The sequence below is a fragment of the Nocardia acidivorans NBRC 108247 genome (assembly GCF_001625085.1).
Taxonomy (GTDB): Bacteria; Actinomycetota; Actinomycetes; order Mycobacteriales; family Mycobacteriaceae; genus Nocardia; species Nocardia acidivorans.
The window spans coordinates 17,881-36,338 of record NZ_BDAW01000096.1 but is presented as its reverse complement, the minus strand read 5'-3'; the positions used below and the strand labels follow the sequence as shown (position 1 = coordinate 36,338).

Genomic DNA, 18,458 nt, shown 5'->3' with positions numbered 1-18,458 from the left:
AACCCGCTGCTGGACGAGCCTTTGAAGGGCGAGTGGGGATTCGACGGCGTGGTGGTGTCGGACTGGACCGCGGTGCGCTCCACCGCCGGTGCGGCCAAGGGCACCGATCTGGCCATGCCGGGTCCGTGGGAACTGTGGGGTGCGCCGCTGGCCGAGGCGGTGCGCAAGGGTGAGGTGCCCGAGGCCGCCATCGACGAAAAAGTCCGTCGCATACTACGGTTCGCGCAGCGCGTCGGTGCGCTGAACGGAACTCCGCAGCAGCCGCCGGCCTTCACCGATGCGACCGCGCGGCAGCTGGTGCGCGCCGCCGCCGCCAAGGCGATGGTGCTCGCCGCCAATGACGGTGTGCTGCCGCTGGCCGCGCCCGCCCGGGTCGCGGTGCTGGGCGCGGCGGCGGCAGAACCCCGCTTCGGCGGCGGTGGCAGCGCGACAGTCGTTCCGGGACATACGACTTCACCGCTCGAGGGATTGAGCGAGGTGCTGCCGGTCGTGTACACCCCGGGCGTGCACCTGAACGAGAATATGATCCCGGTGCCGTTGAGCCTGGTCACCGATCCCGAAACCGGTACCGAGGGTGTGGATCTGCGCTACCTCGACGGTGACAAGGTGCTGCGGGCCGAGCATCGCACCTCCGGCACGCTCATGTTGTTCGGCAATCCGGATGCCATGGCCGCCAAGTCCTTCCAGGTGCGCGGGCGGCTGCGCGCCGATGTGGCGGGGGAGTGGCGCATCGGCTTCGCCGGTGTCGGCACGCTGCGCCTGGAGCTGGATGGCGAGACCGTACTCACCGAGACCGTCTTCCCCGAGGGCGGCGATCCCGTCGAGATGCTGCTGAATCCGCCGCAGCGCTGGGCCACCCGCACCCTCGCCGAGGGCGATGAGGTCGATGTCCTGATCGAGCTCGCCCCCGCGCTCGCACAGGGGCTGCCCGCCATGGGTGTCACCTTCGGCATCGGCCGCCCGCGCCGCGTCGCCGAGGAGGAGTTCGCCGCCGCGGTGGAATTGGCGCGCACCTCGGAGGTCGCGGTGGTCGTGGTCGGCACCACCGAGCAGATCGAATCCGAGGGTTTCGACCGCAAGGACCTGTCCCTGCCGGGCCGTCAGAACGAACTGGTCGCCGCCGTGGCCGCGGTCAACCCGCGCACCATCGTGGTGGTCAATGCCGGTTCCCCGGTGGAGATGCCGTGGCGCGATGATGTTGCCGCGGTACTGCTCTCGTGGTTCCCCGGCCAGGAATTCGGCGGCGCGCTCGCCGATGTGCTCACCGGCGCGGCCGAACCCGGCGGCCGCCTGCCCACCACCTGGCCCAGGGTGATGGCCGATGTCCCGGTGCTGGACACCAAACCCACCGCCGACAATGCCCTGCCCTACACCGAGGGTATTCACATCGGCTACCGCGCCTGGCTGAAATCCGGTGTGGCCCCGGCCTATCCCTTCGGCCACGGCCTCGGCTACACCACCTGGGAGCTCGCGGACCTCACCGTGACCGGCCGCACCGCCACCGTCACCGTCCGCAATATCGGCGACCGTGCGGGCCGCCAGGTGATCCAAGGCTATCTGTCCCGTGAGGACACCGCCATCGACCGCCCGGTCCGCTGGCTCTCTGCGTTCACGGCGGTCGAGGCCGGTGCGGGGGAAACCGTCACCGCCACACTCGAATTGCCCCAGCGCTCCTTCGAACACTGGACCGACCAGGGCTGGGCCACCGAACCAGGCACGTTCACCCTGCACATCGGTACGTCGGTATCCGCACTCCCGCTCACCGCCGAAATCAGCTGATTCCCCCATAGCCCCGTCATCCCGGTGACGCATCCCCTCGTCATCCGGCCACATTTTCGGCCGAGATCCACGAAACCCGCTGAAGCACATCCGGTGTGGATCTCGGCCGAAAGCGCGCCGGGATGACGGGGTGGTGTGTCGGGATGGTGGGGCGGGGGGAACCGCTGCGGGCGCTGTCGGAGCACTACCGCACCGGCTATCTCGCCCTGGGCGCGCTGGTGGCCGGTGCGGCAGTGCTCTTCACCACCGGCGCGCGGGAGTGGCGCATGCCCGCGAAAAAGCCCGCGCCGCTGCGTGATCAGTCTGGGGCCGTTCGTCGCCTCGGCGGTGGTGCGCCTCGGCGGCTACACCCCGCTCTTCCTCTTCGGCGGCCTGCTCTCGGTATTGGGCGCGCTCGCCGTCGCGCCGATTCGGTCGGTGCGCTGAACCGCTCGGCCCAGAAGGGAGTGATCAGCGGCAGGCATCGACTATCCCCGCGAGCCATTCGCGAATCGCCAGCCCCTGCGCGGGGGTGAAGGCGGCCTCCAGTTCGGCCTCTCGCCGGGCGACGACGAGTTTGGCCTCCGCCAACGTCTTTCGCCCCGCCTCGGTGATCCGAATCTGATGCGTGCGCCGATCGGTGGGGTGCGGTTGCCGTTCGACGAGCCCCGCCTGTTCGAGTCCGGCGACCATTTCATTGGCGGCCTGCCGGGTGCTCGCCACCTCGCGCGCGATATCGGCGATCGACATGCCCGGGTGCTGTTCGGTCATCATCATCAGCGTCGCGTACTGCGAGGTGGAGAGTCCGAAAGCCTCGAGCTCCTCGCCGATTGCCGCGCGCATGGTCAACCGGACCTTGCGGACCGCGAAGGTCAGCGCGCGCCCGGCATGTGGCGGGCGCAATGGATGACTCAGAGAAAGTTCTTCTCCAGCAATAGGTTCAGCACGTTCGGGTACCGGTCCGGGAAATCCATCGGGACCATGCCGAAGTGGGCGGGCTGCGCACGATGCTCGGTGAGGTAGCCCTCCACCTTCGGCATGATGGCCGCGGCATTGTCCTTGGGCCAGGCATTGTCGGAGTAGCTGGTGAAGTTGATGTACATCAGCGAGTTGTTCGTATCCGCGGCCGCCTTGTCGAGGCAGTCGCGGACATACGAATACTTGTCCCCGCCAGAGGATCCGGTGCCCGACGATCCAGAACCGCCCGATCCCGAACCGGATCCGGAGTCCAGGCCCAGCAGGCCATTGCCCCTGTACCGATCCTGGAGGTAGAAGCGATCATTGGTGAACACGCCGTTATCGCCGACCGGCCACTGCAATGCGGGCAGCTGATTGGCGAACTGGGCGATCAGCACGATCCGCCCGCGCGCCTCGCCGAGTGCGGGGATCCGATCGCCGATCCAGAACAGCGACCGATACCCCTTGATATCCAAGTACCCGTTGAAGATCCGCTCGAAGTCGCCGCCGACATCGTTCTTGGTCCCGTTCTCCTTCTTCACCCGCATGACGATGACCTCACCGGGGTTGCGCGCCAGGAAGTCCCGGCAGGTGTCGAGCACATTGTCGAAGGTCAGTCCCTGGTACGCGGCGGTGTGATAGATCCCGAACGAGTCACTCATATGGTCCTGCAACCCATTACAGCGCATATCGAGGAAGCGGATCCCACGCTGGAACTGCTCCCCGATCGACCAGTTCTGCGTATGCGACCACTCCGTACCATTGCCCGGATCGGTACACCCCGAATCATGCGTCCCCGGAATCGTCAGTCGCAGTAGCGAAGTGCCGTCCGGCAGCGCCCCCATCCACCCCTGCGGCGCAACCCCCGCCCCCGCCTGCCCCGCCGACCCCGCCACCGCGGTACCGGCCACCGCGGCGACAGCCGTACGAACAAATTCTCGCCTACTCAGTCTCATCGGCCGGGAGCCTAACCTGGACAAAAGACCAAGATCCCCCGTTTCGCCGAATTCCCTCCGCACCGAACCGGTCGGATGCCGATTTGGCATCGCCGAGATGTGCGGGCCGCCCGGTGAGCGATGAGTTCGGGTGTCGGCCGGCGTCTTTGCTCTTGGTGACCGGAAAGCCGGGCATCATCGCTGCCTTCTGAGGCAAAGTCGGAGGCCGGAACGCGCAATCCGATACGGCTGTCTCGGGGACGATCGAACTCGAACTCGAACTCGTTCGGCGGCTCGAGGACCGCGATGTCACGTACCTCCGCTACCGGGTGCGCCGATCCGAGGAGACGATGTGAAGACGCTGTTCTGGTGCATCACCCGACAAGATCGGAAATGATTGTGGGTCACTGATATCGGTCGGCGAGTTCGCGTTCGACGATGGTGGTGACGTCAGAAGAAGGCGCGCGGTACCTCGGGTATATCCGCGACGGCGTCGATGCGCCGGTCGAGCGCTGCTGGCCGACTCCTGCGGAGATCGACGTCTGAAATAGGTCATCGCCCGGCGGTTGATCGGCCGGGATATCACCGGCTGACGTCCGGTCGGTCGTCGCGGCGGCTCCGGTATGCGAATCGCCGCGTGAGCCAGGGTGCGCGGCGGTGGCCGTGCGCGCTTCTACGCTCGATAGGTCCTCGATCGGGTTCACGGGTTGTTACCTGCGAGAAGGGCCTTGCGATGAAGCGGATCGTTTTCTCGGTCGCCGTCGGTGTATTCGTTCTCATGACCGCCGGGTCGGCGGGTGCCGCCGGTGCGCAACCCGCCGTGCCGCAGCCCGGCCACCCCGGTGTGGCGGAGCTCGGTGCGGATGCCGGGGATCCGTCGGTGGCGAACGGGGCGGTGGTCGGCGGCACCCGGGTATCACCCGGGGAGGCCCCGTATGTGGTGAGTTTGCGGGACTCGCGGAACTTTCATTTCTGCGGGGGATCGATCCTCGACTCGCGCACCATCGTGACGGCGGGTCATTGCGTGTACGACAACAATATTCAGATCTACGTGTACACCGGATCGCTCTCGATAAGCGGCGGCTCCAGGCATACGGTGCAATCGGTCAGACTTCATCCGGCATACTCGCCCAAACCCATTATGAACGATGTCGCCGTGCTGATTCTGGACAGTCCGATCGAGTTCGGTCGATACGTGCAGCCCGTCCCCTTGGCCACCGACAGACCGGTCCCCGGCACGCGCGGAATGATTGCCGGATGGGGACAGACCGGCGCCGATAAAGCGGTCTCGCAGGAGCTGTTGAAAGCCGAGGTCTCGGTGATCGATGGCAACAAATGCCGGGAGATCTACGGCTCGGAAAAGATCACCGACAACCACCTGTGCACCTTCGCCGCCCGCGACATCGGGCCGTGCATGGGCGACAGCGGCGGCCCATTCATTGCCAATGGTCAACTGGCGGGCATTATTTCGTGGGGCAGGCCGTGCGCGGTGGGATACCCGGACGTGTACACCAGCGTCCACTCCGTCTACTCCTGGATCAACACGAACAGGGCGTGAGACGGCGACTAACGTCGGAGAGCGTGAAGATCATCAGACTTGTCGACGGTCCCCGATCTCGAACTCGCCCCGATGCGCAGGGGGAGCAATGACTTCACCGCGCGATCGGAAACGGTATGTCGACGCGGTGACCACCTATGTCGCAACCCATTTGGTGCGGGCGTATGAGGTGGGAAGCGATGAAGCGTCGTGCTGGTTTCGGACTGGCGCGCCCAGTGATGAGCTGAATGCGGTGTTGCGGCTCGGGGGCGGGCTTGCGCTGGAGATCGGGCGATTGCGGGATCTGTTCGGTGGTTGTCCTGTGGCTTGGCATTTCTGGCGGGGGATCGATTCGCCGGAGATTCCGGGGCTGCTGGCCGAACATGGTCTCGCGGTGTTCGAGACCGAACCGCTGATGGTGTTCGCGGACGCCGGTGAGGTGCACCGCCGCGCACTGCCGCTGATCGAGGAGGTCACAGACGAGACCGGGGTTGCCGAGTGGGCGACCCTGTGGTCGGGCACCGCGACTCCGGATGCGTTGGTGGCGGGCCTGTGTCAGGGGTTGGCGCTGGGATCGACTCGCTATCTGGTGTGGCGGGAGCGCGGCGAGGTGCTCGGCTGCGCTGCCGTCGTGACCAGTTCCGCGGGTGCGGCGATCGAGCACATCGTTACGCGGGCCGATCAGCGCGGACGGGGGATCGGTACCGCGCTCACCGAGCGAGCCCTGGCGCTGGCGCGCGAATCCGGTGCCGATCGCGTCGTACTCACCGCGTCGCCCGATGGCGAACAGATCTACCGGCGGCTCGGGTTCGTCACCGTCGGTCATGTCGATCGTTATGCGTGAGGGCCGTGGGCCGATTGGGCGTTCAGCGACTCGCCCGCAGTATGCGGACCGGGGGCAGGGACCGGGGTGGTTCGGTGGCGATCATCGATTCTCGTCCATCGGGTCCCCAACTCGTCATCCCCGCCGGGTCGATCCTCCGCAGACCGTCCCAATTCGGACAACTCGTCCAGGGCGACGTTCAGCAGCGCTGCTTTCCCGCCGATCCCGGTGCCGATGGGAGCGGCCGTATCCACAAGCTCGCGCGGTGCGTGATCGCTGTGTCGTATCAGGGTCGCGGCCGCTTCCTTCGGGATGCCCTCCGGCGCGTGCTCTCGGCGTGGCGTGCGCCAATGCGGCCGCGACTCCCGGCCCGCACAGGGCGATGAGCAGCACCGAGCGAACTGGACAAGCCTGCGTCGGGGGTGCTCGGTGCCTACCTACCGACCTCGATTCAGTCGTGGCCGTCGCAGACAGCCTTGGGGGAGACGATGGGTCGGCGTCGTCCGGCCCGTCCAAAGTTATTGGAGATCAACGTATTCGCGCGATGTTCGCCGCGTTGGTGTCGCATACTAGGGGCAATCTGGACACACCACTACTGAGGAGTTGCCGATGTCCCAGCCCGACTACCCGAGTTCGGTGCCCGTCGGGGTGGACACCACCCGTGCCAGTATCGCGCGGGTTTATGACGCGTTTCTCAATGGAAAGGACAACTTCGAGGTTGATCGGGAGGTGCTCGCGCGGGTGCGGTCGGTGGCGCCGCAGGCCAGCGATCTGGCGTGGGCGAATCGGGATTTCCTGATTCGGGTGTGCCGCTTCCTGGTTCGCAATGCCGGGATCGACCAGTTCCTGGATCTGGGGTCGGGACTGCCGACGGCCGAGAACACGCATCAGGTGGTGCAGCGGGTGAATCCGGATGCGCGCGTGGTGTACGTGGACAACGATCCGATGGTGCTCGCGCACGGCCGGGCGCTGTTGGTCGAGAACGATAAGGCCACCATCGCCACCTGCGATATCTTCCAGCCGCAGCAGGTGCTCGAGAACGAATCGGTGCGGAAGCAACTGGATTTCACCCGCCCGCTGGCGCTGCTGCAGGTGGGGACGCTGCACCACTACCTCGGCGAGGATTCGGCCGAGCTGATGCAGACCTATGTCGACGCGCTGCCGTCCGGATCGTTCGTGGCGATCTCGCACTTCTTCGATCCGCAGGATCCGGAGGAGCCCGAACTCAGTCAACTGGCCGCGAATATGGAGGACAAGTTCATCCATAGCCCGATGGGCAGCGGCCGCTTCCGCACCCGCGCCGAAATCCAGGCCATGTTCGGCGATCTGGAGATGATCGAACCCGGTCTGGTGCTGTGCGACGACTGGTGGCAGGACGGCCCGCGCCTGCGCATGCTCAGCGCGGTCCGCCACTGCATAGTCGGCGGCGTCGGCCGCAAGCCCTAGCCCCCGACGGCTCCACTCCAGAGCATTCCGCGCCGCGACCAATCCGTTGTCGGCGACATGAATGTCATGGCGCAGGTACCTTCTCGGCGAATGCCTGCGCCATGACATGCACGTCGAGGGGATTACGGGATGGGATAGCGGATGAACCGGGTGTCACCGGCGATGTGGTGATCATTGGGCACTGATGGCGGCGTCGACCCGGGACGCGGGAGACATCAGTTCCTGGTGATCACCCGTGTGGCGTCGCGCGGGCGGTCAGGCGGGTTCCCTGGAGAGGGTGATGGTGGTCCAGCCGCCGACGTGGATGCGATCGCCGGGTTGCAGGGGGACGGGTTGTTTGGCGGGGATGGGGGTGTCGCTGCCGTTGAGGCAGGTGCCGTTGGTGGAGCCCAGGTCCGTGACGGTGAGTGCCGCGCCGTTCAGGTGCAGGATGGCGTGCGAGCGGGAGACGGCGATGTCGGCGGGCGCTATGGCCAGGTCGATCTCGGGGTGCAGGCCCTGGGAGGCGCTGTGTTTGCCGATGAGGATGTCGGTGCCGTGCAGGGGGATTCGGCGAGCGGGGTAGTAGTCGGGGAAGTCGACTCGATCGGCGTCGGGGCCCTTCTGGGCGATCATCCGGTGGTAGTGGTTGGCGTCGGCCGTGACCGTGGCGACCCAGATCTCCACGGGCGCAGCCGATCCGGCGTTCACCAGGGTCGCGTCCGGGTTTACCACCGTGAGAGCCGAAACGTGCTGCGGCGGGACCGGCAGCGCCGAGTCGTGCCCGCAGTCTTCGCAGAAGCGACCGTCGATGAGTGCTCCGCAGGCGGGGCACTGGGCCACTCCCTCTGGGGGATTAGGGGTTCCGGCACCCGGAGCGCCCATGGGGGAGCCGCAGGTATCGCAGTAATCGGTCGATGCCGAGGTGTGGCCTTCGGGGCACAGGGCCATCAGGAACCTGCTTCCTTGCGGACTCGGGCGGTCTTGCTGGAGCGGACGTCCAGCGCCATCTCATCGGCGGCGTCGACGCGCGAGCGCAGCCGTACGGTGCCGGTCCGATCATCCACCTCGACAACGGCTTTCAGCAGTTTCGCGGTGTTCTCGTTACCGGATTCCTGGGCCAGCTGAACCGCCCGCTGCAACTTGGCGGTGGCGGTATCGAGGTCACCCTGTTTGCGGGCGGCGAGCCCCTCCTGCACCATCTGGGCCAGTTCGGCCTGGCCGGTGTAGTGCGCGACCCGGCGGCTGATGCGTGCCGACAGATCGGTGTCGGTGGTCCAGACCGCCTTCACCAGACCCTGCCCCAGCACCTCGCCCTCGGCAACGACACTGATTCGGGCGGCGAGCTTTTCGCGCCCCGGCGGCGCGGGCTCCACCTCGATCTGCACGTGATACCCGCGCTCCTCCGCACCCCAGGCGCCGAGCGGGTATTCGCCGATCTGGGCCGCGGTGGCGGTGCGGCGTGCGGTGAGATCCTCGATGACCGGATCGACCAGTTTGACGAAACGCACGGTCGCGCCGACCGGTGTCCACACCCGCAGCGTCAACTCCGGAATCACCTTGGCCAGCGAGGTCTGCATCATCGCGGCGAAGTCGGCGGCGAGCAGATCGGGGGTCTTCACGATATCCACGGTGCCGTGCAGCGCGCTCGCGATGGCGCGCAATTCGTCGGGCTCCCAATCGGTTCCGACGCCGCGGCAATCACAGGTGAACAGCCGTTCGGAGGCTTTGATCTCCGCCGCCAACTGTTCGGGCTTCTCATGTTCGTTGCGGCCGTCGGTGAGCAGGATGGCGTGCACCATCGCACCCGGATGTCGCTGGGCGATGAGCCGGGACAGGCCCAGCCAGGTGCCCATGGCGGTGCCGCCGTTCGGGTGCAGCTTGTCCAGCGCGCGGCGGGCATCGGCGCGAGATCGCTTGTCCGCGACGGCCGTCGCGCCATCGCGCGGGTAGACGACCTCGGCCTTGTCGGTGCCCTCGACAATGGCGAAGCGGGTGCCGTCCGGAATCACGTCCAGGGCCGCGAGGGTGGCGCGCCGGGCCCCGCCGAACTTGTCACCACCGCCCATGGATCCCGAACAGTCGATGATCAGGATCTCCACGCGCTCCTGCGCGGGCACGGCGACCGCCAACTCCTCGGTGGTCTCCACCGAGACGATGGCGTCGATGGTGCGCACACCCTCGGCGAGATAGGGATTCTGGTCGACGGCGACCGAAATACCCTTGGTTTCAGGGGAACTCACAGTGCTTCTCCTATTAGCTCGGAGAACGGAACGGGTATCAGCGCGACGGTGATATTGTCCTTGCCGCCCGCCTGTAGCGCATAGTCCACCAGCGCCTTGGCCGCATCCAAAGGCGCTGTGGCCAAGGCGATCTCGGCAAGACCCAGCGCATCGGGCAGGTAGTTCCACAGCCCGTCGGAGCAGATCAGCAGCACCCCGGGCGCGCGCACGTGCAGGGTCTGCACGCAATTGTCGGACCACGACTGCTTCTCGCTGTCCGCACCCAGCCAGCGGGTCAGCACGTGCGCGTGCGGGGTGTCCATGGCGGCTTCCTCGTCCATGGCACCGGTCTCCACCATGGCCTGGGCGAGCGAATCGTCGACGGTGAGCCGCTGCGAACCCTCCCGAGCCTGCAACCAATACGCCCGGCTGTCACCGACATTCGCGACCGTCAGGCGTGCGCCCCCGGCGTCGTCGAACTGCACGATCGCGCCCACATAGGTGCAGGAGGGCGAGCGCCCGTCCGGTGTGCCGATATCGCGCACCGCCTGGGCGGCGGCGGCCAGCCCGGCCATGACGGCCTCCTCGGCGGGGCGCGCGGCGGCCAGCGCCGTCAGCGCGGAGTCGACGCCGGTGCGCACCGCGGCGCCGGAGGCGGCCTGCGGATCCTCGGAGGTGGACACCCCATCGCAGACCGAGATCACCAGTGCGGGCGGCGTACCCGGATTCGCGCTCTCCAGTACCGCCGCGGCGACGGCGTCCTCATTGTGCGCGTGCACGTTTCCGCGATCGGTGACCAGCACGGCCGCACCAAGATCCGCCTCGAAGCGATCGTGTTCGCGCCCGCGCTGTCCGCAGACCACACAGAAGCCGTCACCGTCGAAATGCGTTCCGCCGCAACCGTCACAGGCGGGCGGATCCTCCGATTCATGTGAGAGCGTGGTCCCGCTGTACCGCGCCACGGTGCCGGAGGCCGCCCGCGCCAGACTGGTGGGGCGGGTGTTGTCGCTGGCCACCGCCGGTGCGGAGGTGGGCGGCAGGGCGATGCGCTGGACGCCGAGCTGACGTCCGCACTCCTCGCAGAAGCGGTCGCTCTCCGCGGCGAAGGTGCCGCAGGCCGGGCACCGGGCGGTCACAGCGTAGTCCTCGGGCGAACGGCATTGGCCTGCTCCACCAGGGCGATACGCTCCCACCAGTCATCTGTCTCATGCGCGAGATCGCGATAGCAGCGTTCCAAACCGGTACGCACCCCCTGTAAGTCGAGTGTCACCCCCAGCAGCGGCGAGTGATCGGCGGGTACGCGGCCAAGGCGCAGCCAGAACAGCGCCGCATCGAGTACGCGTAGCCGGGCCTGGGCGGACCGGCGTTTGGAGTCCAGGGTGAGCCGTTCGATGCGCCGCCCCGCATCGCGCAGCAGGTGTTCGGTGAGCTCGCCCTGACGATCCACGCTCAGCAGCGTATCCACCGCCGCCACACCGGCTTCGGTGTATACCGCCGAAGCGGGATCGACCTGGTCCAGCACCGTGATCGCGCCCTCGCGATCGCGGGCCGAGCGGCGCAGCCGGGCCAGGCCGAACGCGGCGCTGGTGTAGGAGTGATCGGTGCCCCAGACGACCTCGTAGTAGCGGGTCGCCTCGCGCAGCGCGGGCTCCCGGTCAGGTTCGGATCCGGTGCGCGCCGACAATTCCGCCGTCACCGCGAGCGCCAGTTTCGGGGCGGCCTCACCGGGCAGCGCGGTATAGAGGGCGTCGAATTCGGCCGCGGCCGAACCCCAATCCCGTTGCAGCAGCCGGGCTTGTGCGCGGAACCAGCTCAATTGCCAATCGCCGCCGAGGTTCTGCTCCATCTCCTCGATACGGCGCAGCGCGTCGGGCGCGTCGCCGTATTCGAGCGCCGCGCGGATCAGGCGCAGCGGGATCTCCGCCGACTCGTCCTTACCGGTGACCACCGAGCGCAGCCCCGCGGTGATCTCGCGTTCCAACTCCTGCGGCGTCCCCGCGCCCAGGCTCGCCAGCAGCGCCGCTCCGCTGTCGTTCGGGTCGACCAGTGGAACGGGAAGCGCCGCAATGATTTTCACCGGATCGTCCGGCAGGGTGTCGCCGACCCCGAATACCCCGCGCGGGGGACCGAAACGGGTGGACAGGCCCGGGCGGGGCAGTCCGTCCTCGGCGGCGAGCACCTCGCGCAGCACGCCGGTGAGCTGATCGGCCATCTCGTCGGTGCCGCTGAACCGCTCCATCGGATCGAGATGCGTTGCGCGCACCAGGAATCGGTACAGCGAGGGATGCCGAGCCAGCACCGGCTCGGACTCCGGACCGGGCAGCGGACCGAGCCGGCCGTGCTCCTGCGGAACCTTGAGCAGCAGCACCGCCAAGGTCCGGCCGACGGTGTAAATCTCCGAGGCCACGGTGGGACCGGTCTCGGCGACCTCCGGGGCCTGATAGCCGGGCGTGCCGTAGATGGCGCTGTGCTCGTCGTTCATGGCGATGACCGCGCCGAGATCGATGAGCTTGAGCTGCTCCTCGGTCTGCATCACATTGTCCGGCTTGAAATCACAGTAGGCCAGCCCACGCGAGTGCAGATAGCCGAGCGCGGGCAGTGCCTCGAGAATGTACGCGATGGCCTGCGCGGGCGGCAGCCACACCCCGTCGGCATCGCGCCGCCGCCGCAGAATCTGCTTGAGCGAGGTGCCGCCCACATACTCCATGACGATGTAGCCGACCGGCTCGCCGTCGGGGCCGATATCCTCGGCGAAGTTGTAGATGCGCACGATATTCGGGTGATCGACCTGCGCCAGGAAGCGCCGCTCGGCCACCGCGGCGCGCATGGCATCGGCGTCACCGGTATTGAGCAGACCCTTGAGCACCACCGGGCGGCCGTTCACCTTGTGATCGAGCGCCAGGTAGATCCAGCCCAGACCGCCGTGCGCCAGCGGTCCCAGCACCTCGTACTGGCCGCCGACCACATCGCCGCGAACCAGCTTGGGCGTGAACGAGAATCGGGTCCGGCAGTGCCCGCAGAAGCCCTCACTGCGCCCCGGCTGATCACCGCGACTGCGCCCCACCGGCCGATCGCATTTACCGCAGAACCGCTGACTCTCCGGCACCACCGGATCGGCCATCACCGCCGCGGACGGATCGATCGGCGCGACCGGCGGCACCTTGACCATCCCCGCCCCGAGCCGCCCGCGGGTGGCCCCGGACGACCCGGTGCGCCCGGTCCGAATACTGCTGCGCGTGCCACCGGTGGTGAACGCCCCGGTGATCCCGGACCCCCGACTGGTCGCCACACTCCCCGCGAATGAGGCCGGGTGGCCGCCACCGGTCGCCGACACCGGCGACGGCGCGGTGCCGCACACTTCGCAGTACCCGTCGGAAATGGTTCCGCCGCAACCCGGTTCGGCGCAGGTGGTCGGCGATGCGCCGCCGGGGGATGGGCCCGCCGAGGCGGTGGGTCCCGAATTCACCGTCGCGGCGGCCGAGGGCGCGGTGCCGCAGACAGTGCAGTACCCGTCTTCGATTGTTCCGGTGCAGCCCGGTTCGGTGCAGGTCACGGTCGTCTCCCCGTTTTCTGGGCGATGAGCTGCCGATAGTCGGTAATGGCGCGGGTGACGGCCGCCAGGTCACAGGGTTTGCGGGTGAGCAGGCCCGCCGCGATCCGGCTGGAGGCCAATACTTCTCGATCCTCGCTGACGCCGAGGCGGGCGGCCTTGGCTCGGTAGGCGGAGAGTCTGCCGCGCAATTCGGCGCGGCGATCCAGCAGCCCCTGGACCAGTTGTTCGGCTTCCGCCGCCGCGACCAGGGCCGCGGTCAGCCGGCGGCGCAGATCCCATAGCGCGGACGGATCCGGGGGAGTGGCGTCCAGCGCCGTCAGTTCGGAGCCGAAAACCGCACTGTCGTCCGCATGTTCGGGCAGTTGGCCGGTGAGTATGGTGCGCTCCACCGCAATTCGCGCCAAATGGGTGCGTTCATAGGTTTTGCGCAATGTCTCCACCTGGGTTCGAATACGCGAGACAGCCCCGTCCCAATCGGCGACGATAGCCGCCAATTCGGCGCGCAGGCTCGCCGCCTCGCGCATTCGCGCACCGAGTTCGGCTATCCGCCGGTCGATTTCGGCGACCGGCAGCGAGAGCGGATCCCCGGCCACCCGTGTGGACAGCGCGTCGAGATCGTCGGAGAGCGCCCGCAATTCGGGTAATCCCGTGCCGATCCGATCGAGTTCGCTACGCAGCGGCGCTATTTCGGACATCACCCGGCCGTTCACCGCGTCCACCGCATCGAGCACCTCGACAATGCGCGGAAACCCCTCGCGCATCCGCGCCACCAAATCCGCGAACCCCACCCGCACGATCACCTCACCCGGCCCGATCAATGACCGCTGCGCCAGTGGAATCGCGGTGCGCGCCACCTCCATCGGCTGTCCGCGCAGTAATCCGGTCAACTCTTCCCGATCGAGCGCCTCGAGCCTGCGCCGCATTCGCACCGTATGCGCCTGCTCCAGCAGCGTGCGTAGTCGGCCGAAATCCTCCCAGAGCAGATCCATCGCCGCACGCGCGGGCGCCCAGCGCGTTTCGGTGACACCGGTCGGGGGGAATCGGCGCAGCAGAATCAATCCGGGATGCTTGTCGAGGTCGTACAGCGTCGCGGCAATGGCGTCGATTTCCCGTTCGCGCTCGGCGATCTCGCGGTCGATCTCGGCGACCGAGAGGATATGGGGGTTCTCGGACATGGCCGCTCACCCCAGATACACGGGTGCGGGTGGCGCGGGCGCCGGTCCGAGCACCGTCAGCCGATTGCTGTTGTACAGCCGCTGCCAGGTGCCGTCGCCGCGGACCCGCTCCAGCACACCATTGACGAAGCGCACCAGATCCTTGGCTTTCTGCCCGATCCCCACCGCATAGGTGTCCACCGCCAGCGGTTCGCCGACCACCTGCAGGTTGGGGTCCTGCTGCTGGAGTCCGTAGAGGATCGGGAGATCGGTGCTGGCGGCATCTACCTGCGCCTGCTGTAGCGCGGTGAGGCAGTCCAGCCAGTTGTTCATGGCAATAACGGTAGGCTTTTGCGGCAGCGCGAGGACCGGTCCCAGCGTAATCGTGCCATTGACGCCGCAAACTCGTTTGCCCGCCAGATCCGCGGCCGAGTGGATTCCGGAGTTGTTCGCCACCAGCAGTCGCTGATCGGATTGGAAATAGCTGGTCGAGAACTCGATATCCTTGCGCCGGACACAGGTCGGCGAGAGGGTCTGCACCACAATGTCGACCTCCCCGTTCTGCAGGGCCGAGAGGCGCTGTGTGGAAACGATGGGCCGCAGTTCGACCCGGTCCGGATCGCCGAAGATATCCCGGGCGATCTCGCGGGCGATATCGATGTCGAATCCCTCGATTTTGCCGGTGGCGGGATTGCGGTAGCCGAACATGAAGGCGTTCTGGTCGACGCCGACGCGCAGATTGCCGTTCTTCGCAATGGTCGCCATCGCGCTGCCCGCGGGCATATTGCCGGGGCTGGGTTGCGCGCCGGGTCGCAGGCTGGCGATCGGATCACCGCAGCCGTTACCCCGCTGATCGGGTGCGCTGGTAATGGTCTTGGCCCCCGGCGGCAACAGATTGTCCAGCGGCAATTGCATGGGCGCGGACTCCGGGGTCTGCCCGCATCCGGCGGCCAGCACGGCCACGGTGGCCAGCAGCAGCATTCGCAGGCGCGTGCTCACAGGAACTCCTTCAACCGCGGCCAGATGCCGCCCGCCGTGGCCGCCGCCGCCGCGAGCAGCAGTGCGAGAGTGCCGAATTGGCTGAACAGGAAAGCATCCCCCGCGCCGTCCACCCCGTCGCGCACCTGTCGGCGGGTGGTGTCGAGTTCGGCGCGCAGGGCGTCGTCGAGGGTGGTGAAGCGGGTCGCCGAACTCTCGGGCGCACCGCCGACGGCCTGGGTGACGGCGGCGTTGTAGTCATTGCCGTTATACGCCCGGATCTCGGCGGTGTGACCGTCCTGCCAACTGGAGAAAGCCTTGGCCGCAGCGGAATTCGTATCGCTGACGGTGGTGAGCCGGTCGCGCAGTTCATTGACCAGGGAGCCGAAGCGCTTCTCGCTCTCGTCGATATCGCCGCGGGTGACCAATTGCAGGGTTTCCTCGGTGCGCGCCTGCTGGGCGAGAATTCGCACCCGGACCAGGGTCTCGAACCGCGCGGTCGCACCGTCGGAGCCGGTATCGATCACCCCGGTCGCGGCGATCGAGGCGACGGCGATCCAGAGCAGCGCCACCGCGGTCGCACCCGCCGCCGCGCCCACGCCGAGATTGACCCGGCGATTGGTGCGGCGCAGCAGGATCACCGATCCCGCGCCGAACGCGGCCAGCAGGAGCAGCAGCAGAACTACGCTCGTGATCGGCAGCGTGGAGATAGCGCGCTGATCCCCGCGCAGGGTCGCCAGTCGATTGTGTTCCAGCCGTTCGGCATCGGGCAGCAGCGAACCCTGCATGAGCGCGGACGCCTGCTTCAGATAGGCCGAGCCCACCGGCAGGCCCTGCCGATTGTTGGCGCGCGCCGCCTCCACCAGACCGGTGTAGTTGGGCAGATCGGCGGAGATGCTCGCCACGATCTCGCGGGTCTGCTGATCGGAGGCCCCCGTGGTGGCCTCGGCCAGCGCGGCCGCGGTATCGGCGAGCGCCTGCCGATACCGCGTGCGCACCTCCGGCGATTCCACATTGCCGGACAGGAATGCCGACGACGCGGTGGCATCGGCCGCCGAGAGCGCCACATACAGACGCTGCGCCGCATTGGCCAGCGGTTCGGAGTGCGTCAGCACGGTATCGCGCCGAGTCAGCTTCTCGCCGAGCTGATTCGCGCACACCAACCCCGAAATCACGCTGAGCGCCACCAGTCCCACGACCACCGCACTCAGTACTCCCGGCGCCGTTCGCGCGAAACGCCGCGCCCACTCCGCACCATTGCGGAGGGCAGTCGGTAGCCGACTCCTCACACCCATGCCCCCGTTTCACCGGCTCTGCTCCCGGTAGGGCGATGGTACGGGAGCCGACTGGTTGTGTCGATCGAGATCCAACCAGTCGGATTCAGTTGCCGAAGCACACTTTTCAGGCATCCGAACAATATCGTCCGGCGGGTGAAATTCGGATTCAGCGGAGGGTAATAGCGGGGAAACCTCGCGGTACGAGAATTGCGATTATTACGGGGCGGAGCCGCCGGAGTCCGGGTGGGCGGCCCGCGCATCAGGCATCGTGGAAGACCAGACCCAGGGTGCGCCGCCGGCCGGAGCGCACCGTGCTCACCCCGTGCCGCATGGGCGCGGCGGACCAGCCGCGCACACCGCGAATCGGACGGTCCCGGGTGGTGAAGATGAGGCCGTGTCCCCGGGGCAGCGCGATCGCCGAGCCCCGGGATTGGGCGCGCGGGCGCTGCTCGACCATGAGGAACTCACCGCCGGTGTAGTCCACTCCGGGGGTGTCCAGGCCGATCACCACCTGGAGCGGAAAGATCATGTCGCCGAAGAGATCTCGGTGCAGGGCATTCCAGTCGCCCGCGCTGTACCGCAGCAGGATCTGGGACGACTTGGTCTGTCCGGCGCTGTGGCACTGGGCGATCCAGTCTTCCAGCCGATGCGGCCAGCTGCCGGGACGGCGCAACCGCGCGGCCCAATCCTGGGCGATGGGAAGGAGTTTCGGATACAGCGCGGCGCGCAGTTCACGGACCGGATCGGGCAACGCGTGGGTGAAGTAGCGGTACTCCCCGGAGCCGAAGCGGTGCCGGGCCATATCGATGGTGGAGCGGAAGTGCCGCTCGTGCTCGTACAGATCCGCCAGTTCGCCGCACTCCCGCGGGGTGAGCAGCGGGCCCATGAGCGCATGCCCGTATTCGTCCAACTCGGTCGCGAGCGCGGACCAGTCCTGCGCGCCGACGCGCTCGGCCCGAGCTGCCGGGGTCGCGATGGTCACCGTCATGGATCGTTCCTTCCGCGTGGCTGTGCTGATTCCGGAGTCCAATCTGCCGCAGCGCAGGGCTCGAGACCGGCGGAAATCGGTCACTGCATTCGGTGCAAATTTCGAAGGGCGGGCTCGCCCGCGCAGTGCGTACCTACGATCTCCTCCCAGCTGCGCGGTGCGGCCACCCACGGTTCGGCGTGCCCGCGCAGCCCCTCTCGGAAAAGGAATCGCCCCTTGTCATCGGCCCTGCTGGACCCGCGTACCGCCCTCGTCATCATTGATCTACAGCGTGGGGTGGTCGGTATGCCGACCCTCCCGCACAGCAGTGAGGTCGTGGTGAAGAACTCCGTCGCGCTGGCCCGTGCCTTCCGCGAGCATGATCTGCCCGTCGTACTGGTGCGCGTCTCCTTCGCCGCCGACGGTGCGGACGCCGCGCCCGGCCGGATCACCAATCCCATGCCCAAGGGCGCGGCCTTCCCCGAGGGCTGGGATGAGCTCGTCGACGAGCTGGATGTGCGGTCCACCGACATCCAGATCACCAAGCGCCAGTGGGGCGCGTTCTACGGCACCGAACTGGACTTGCAGCTGCGCCGCCGCGGCATTACCGAGGTCGTGCTGACCGGCATCGCCACCAGCATCGGCGTCGAATCCAGCGCCCGCGCCGCGCACGAACACGGCTATCACGTCGTGGTGGTGGAAGACGCCACCGCCGATCGTGACCTGGCCTCCCACGAGCACGCCACCACCAGGATCTTCCCCCGCCTGGGCCTGGTGGCCGGCACGGACCAGATTCTCGAAGAGCTCCAAGCCCGCTGATCGCGGTCCCGGGAGCGCTGGAACCGCGGTGGACGCGGCCTCCACGAGCAGGA

The 18,458-nt window shown here is 67.5% G+C and carries 18 protein-coding genes; 7 read left to right on the top strand and 11 right to left on the bottom strand.

The annotated features are described in order from the left end of the window. A partial coding sequence (locus NA10_RS31935) for a glycoside hydrolase family 3 protein (protein WP_084515599.1) occupies positions 1-1,779 on the top strand: 1,779 nt, incomplete at its 5' end. A gap of 294 nt (positions 1,780-2,073) precedes the next feature. Beyond that, positions 2,074-2,205 carry a hypothetical protein gene (locus NA10_RS39300; protein ID WP_281180280.1) on the top strand — a complete coding sequence of 44 codons (132 nt, stop codon included), beginning with the start codon at positions 2,074-2,076 and terminating at the stop codon, positions 2,203-2,205. Between the two features lie 24 nt (positions 2,206-2,229). Here NA10_RS39300 and NA10_RS31930 read toward each other — a convergent pair whose 3' ends face one another. The 3 genes from NA10_RS31930 to NA10_RS37815 all read right to left on the bottom strand — a co-directional run bounded on the left by NA10_RS31930 (position 2,230) and on the right by NA10_RS37815 (position 4,354). Further along, complete coding sequence (locus tag NA10_RS31930; protein WP_067574426.1) at positions 2,230-2,661, bottom strand: MarR family winged helix-turn-helix transcriptional regulator; 432 nt, start codon at positions 2,659-2,661, stop codon at positions 2,230-2,232. Positions 2,662-2,669: 8 nt separating this feature from the next. Then, a complete protein-coding gene (locus tag NA10_RS31925; RefSeq protein ID WP_169812682.1) occupies positions 2,670-3,671 on the bottom strand; it encodes a phosphatidylinositol-specific phospholipase C in 1,002 nt (333 codons plus the stop codon). A gap of 383 nt (positions 3,672-4,054) precedes the next feature. Next, positions 4,055-4,354, bottom strand: coding sequence for a hypothetical protein (locus tag NA10_RS37815; RefSeq protein ID WP_169812681.1), 300 nt, complete (start codon positions 4,352-4,354; stop codon positions 4,055-4,057). A gap of 29 nt (positions 4,355-4,383) precedes the next feature. Here NA10_RS37815 and NA10_RS31920 point away from each other — a divergent pair, with 29 nt between their 5' ends. The 3 genes from NA10_RS31920 (at position 4,384) to NA10_RS31910 (ending at position 7,456) form a co-directional block, all read left to right on the top strand. After that, positions 4,384-5,208, top strand: coding sequence for a serine protease (locus NA10_RS31920; RefSeq protein WP_067574424.1), 825 nt, complete (start codon positions 4,384-4,386; stop codon positions 5,206-5,208). An 88-nt stretch (positions 5,209-5,296) separates the two neighbouring features. Then, complete coding sequence (locus NA10_RS31915) at positions 5,297-6,031, top strand: GNAT family N-acetyltransferase (RefSeq protein WP_067574423.1); 735 nt, start codon at positions 5,297-5,299, stop codon at positions 6,029-6,031. Between the two features lie 588 nt (positions 6,032-6,619). Then, a complete protein-coding gene (locus NA10_RS31910) occupies positions 6,620-7,456 on the top strand; it encodes an SAM-dependent methyltransferase (RefSeq protein ID WP_067574422.1) in 837 nt (278 codons plus the stop codon). 255 nt (positions 7,457-7,711) lie between these two features. On the opposite strand, the gene NA10_RS31905 is transcribed toward NA10_RS31910, so the two are convergent. From NA10_RS31905 to NA10_RS31890, 4 genes are all read right to left on the bottom strand, one after another. Then, entirely contained in the window at positions 7,712-8,170 is a 459-nt protein-coding gene (locus NA10_RS31905) for an FHA domain-containing protein (RefSeq protein WP_245678110.1), read from the bottom strand. Between the two features lie 215 nt (positions 8,171-8,385). Next, a complete protein-coding gene (locus NA10_RS31900; protein WP_067574420.1) occupies positions 8,386-9,678 on the bottom strand; it encodes a vWA domain-containing protein in 1,293 nt (430 codons plus the stop codon). Further along, on the bottom strand, positions 9,675-10,793 hold the full coding sequence (locus NA10_RS31895; RefSeq protein WP_245678109.1) for a PP2C family protein-serine/threonine phosphatase: 1,119 nt from the start codon (positions 10,791-10,793) through the stop codon (positions 9,675-9,677). The genes NA10_RS31900 and NA10_RS31895 overlap by 4 nt, the downstream gene beginning before the upstream one ends. Continuing rightward, entirely contained in the window at positions 10,790-12,826 is a 2,037-nt protein-coding gene (locus NA10_RS31890) for a serine/threonine-protein kinase (protein ID WP_067574419.1), read from the bottom strand. Before NA10_RS31890 ends, NA10_RS31895 begins: the two co-directional genes overlap by 4 nt. Here NA10_RS31890 and NA10_RS39000 point away from each other — a divergent pair. Beyond that, positions 12,819-13,238: a hypothetical protein gene (locus NA10_RS39000; RefSeq protein ID WP_245678115.1), complete on the top strand. Its 420-nt coding sequence runs from the start codon at positions 12,819-12,821 to the stop codon at positions 13,236-13,238. The genes NA10_RS31890 and NA10_RS39000 overlap by 8 nt on opposite strands. Here the strand turns inward: NA10_RS39000 and NA10_RS31880 are convergent. From NA10_RS31880 to NA10_RS31865, 4 genes are all read right to left on the bottom strand, one after another. Beyond that, entirely contained in the window at positions 13,207-14,385 is a 1,179-nt protein-coding gene (locus tag NA10_RS31880; protein ID WP_067574417.1) for a hypothetical protein, read from the bottom strand. The two genes, NA10_RS39000 and NA10_RS31880, sit on opposite strands and share 32 nt — an antisense overlap. A gap of 6 nt (positions 14,386-14,391) precedes the next feature. Next, positions 14,392-15,345 carry a glutamate ABC transporter substrate-binding protein gene (locus NA10_RS31875; RefSeq protein ID WP_067574416.1) on the bottom strand — a complete coding sequence of 318 codons (954 nt, stop codon included), beginning with the start codon at positions 15,343-15,345 and terminating at the stop codon, positions 14,392-14,394. A gap of 14 nt (positions 15,346-15,359) precedes the next feature. Then, complete coding sequence (locus tag NA10_RS31870) at positions 15,360-16,637, bottom strand: GlnX family signal transduction membrane protein (RefSeq protein WP_067574415.1); 1,278 nt, start codon at positions 16,635-16,637, stop codon at positions 15,360-15,362. Between the two features lie 241 nt (positions 16,638-16,878). Then, positions 16,879-17,607 carry a 2OG-Fe(II) oxygenase gene (locus NA10_RS31865; RefSeq protein ID WP_067574433.1) on the bottom strand — a complete coding sequence of 243 codons (729 nt, stop codon included), beginning with the start codon at positions 17,605-17,607 and terminating at the stop codon, positions 16,879-16,881. A 216-nt stretch (positions 17,608-17,823) separates the two neighbouring features. Here NA10_RS31865 and NA10_RS31860 point away from each other — a divergent pair, with 216 nt between their 5' ends. Beyond that, complete coding sequence (locus NA10_RS31860; protein ID WP_067574414.1) at positions 17,824-18,405, top strand: hydrolase; 582 nt, start codon at positions 17,824-17,826, stop codon at positions 18,403-18,405. The last annotated feature ends 53 nt before the right edge of the window (positions 18,406-18,458 follow it).

Excerpts from the sequence above, each read along its gene's own strand:
- NA10_RS31925 (WP_169812682.1), bottom strand. The coding sequence starts at position 3,671 with ATGAGACTGAGTAGGCGAGAATTTGTTCGTACGGCTGTCGCCGCGGTG.
- NA10_RS31920 (WP_067574424.1), top strand. The coding sequence starts at position 4,384 with ATGAAGCGGATCGTTTTCTCGGTCGCCGTCGGTGTATTCGTTCTCATG.
- NA10_RS31915 (WP_067574423.1), top strand. The coding sequence starts at position 5,297 with ATGACTTCACCGCGCGATCGGAAACGGTATGTCGACGCGGTGACCACC.
- NA10_RS31910 (WP_067574422.1), top strand. The coding sequence starts at position 6,620 with ATGTCCCAGCCCGACTACCCGAGTTCGGTGCCCGTCGGGGTGGACACC.
- NA10_RS31890 (WP_067574419.1), bottom strand. The coding sequence starts at position 12,826 with ATGGTCAAGGTGCCGCCGGTCGCGCCGATCGATCCGTCCGCGGCGGTG.
- NA10_RS31880 (WP_067574417.1), bottom strand. The coding sequence starts at position 14,385 with ATGTCCGAGAACCCCCATATCCTCTCGGTCGCCGAGATCGACCGCGAG.
- NA10_RS31875 (WP_067574416.1), bottom strand. The coding sequence starts at position 15,345 with ATGCTGCTGCTGGCCACCGTGGCCGTGCTGGCCGCCGGATGCGGGCAG.
- NA10_RS31870 (WP_067574415.1), bottom strand. The coding sequence starts at position 16,637 with ATGGGTGTGAGGAGTCGGCTACCGACTGCCCTCCGCAATGGTGCGGAG.
- NA10_RS31865 (WP_067574433.1), bottom strand. The coding sequence starts at position 17,607 with ATGACGGTGACCATCGCGACCCCGGCAGCTCGGGCCGAGCGCGTCGGC.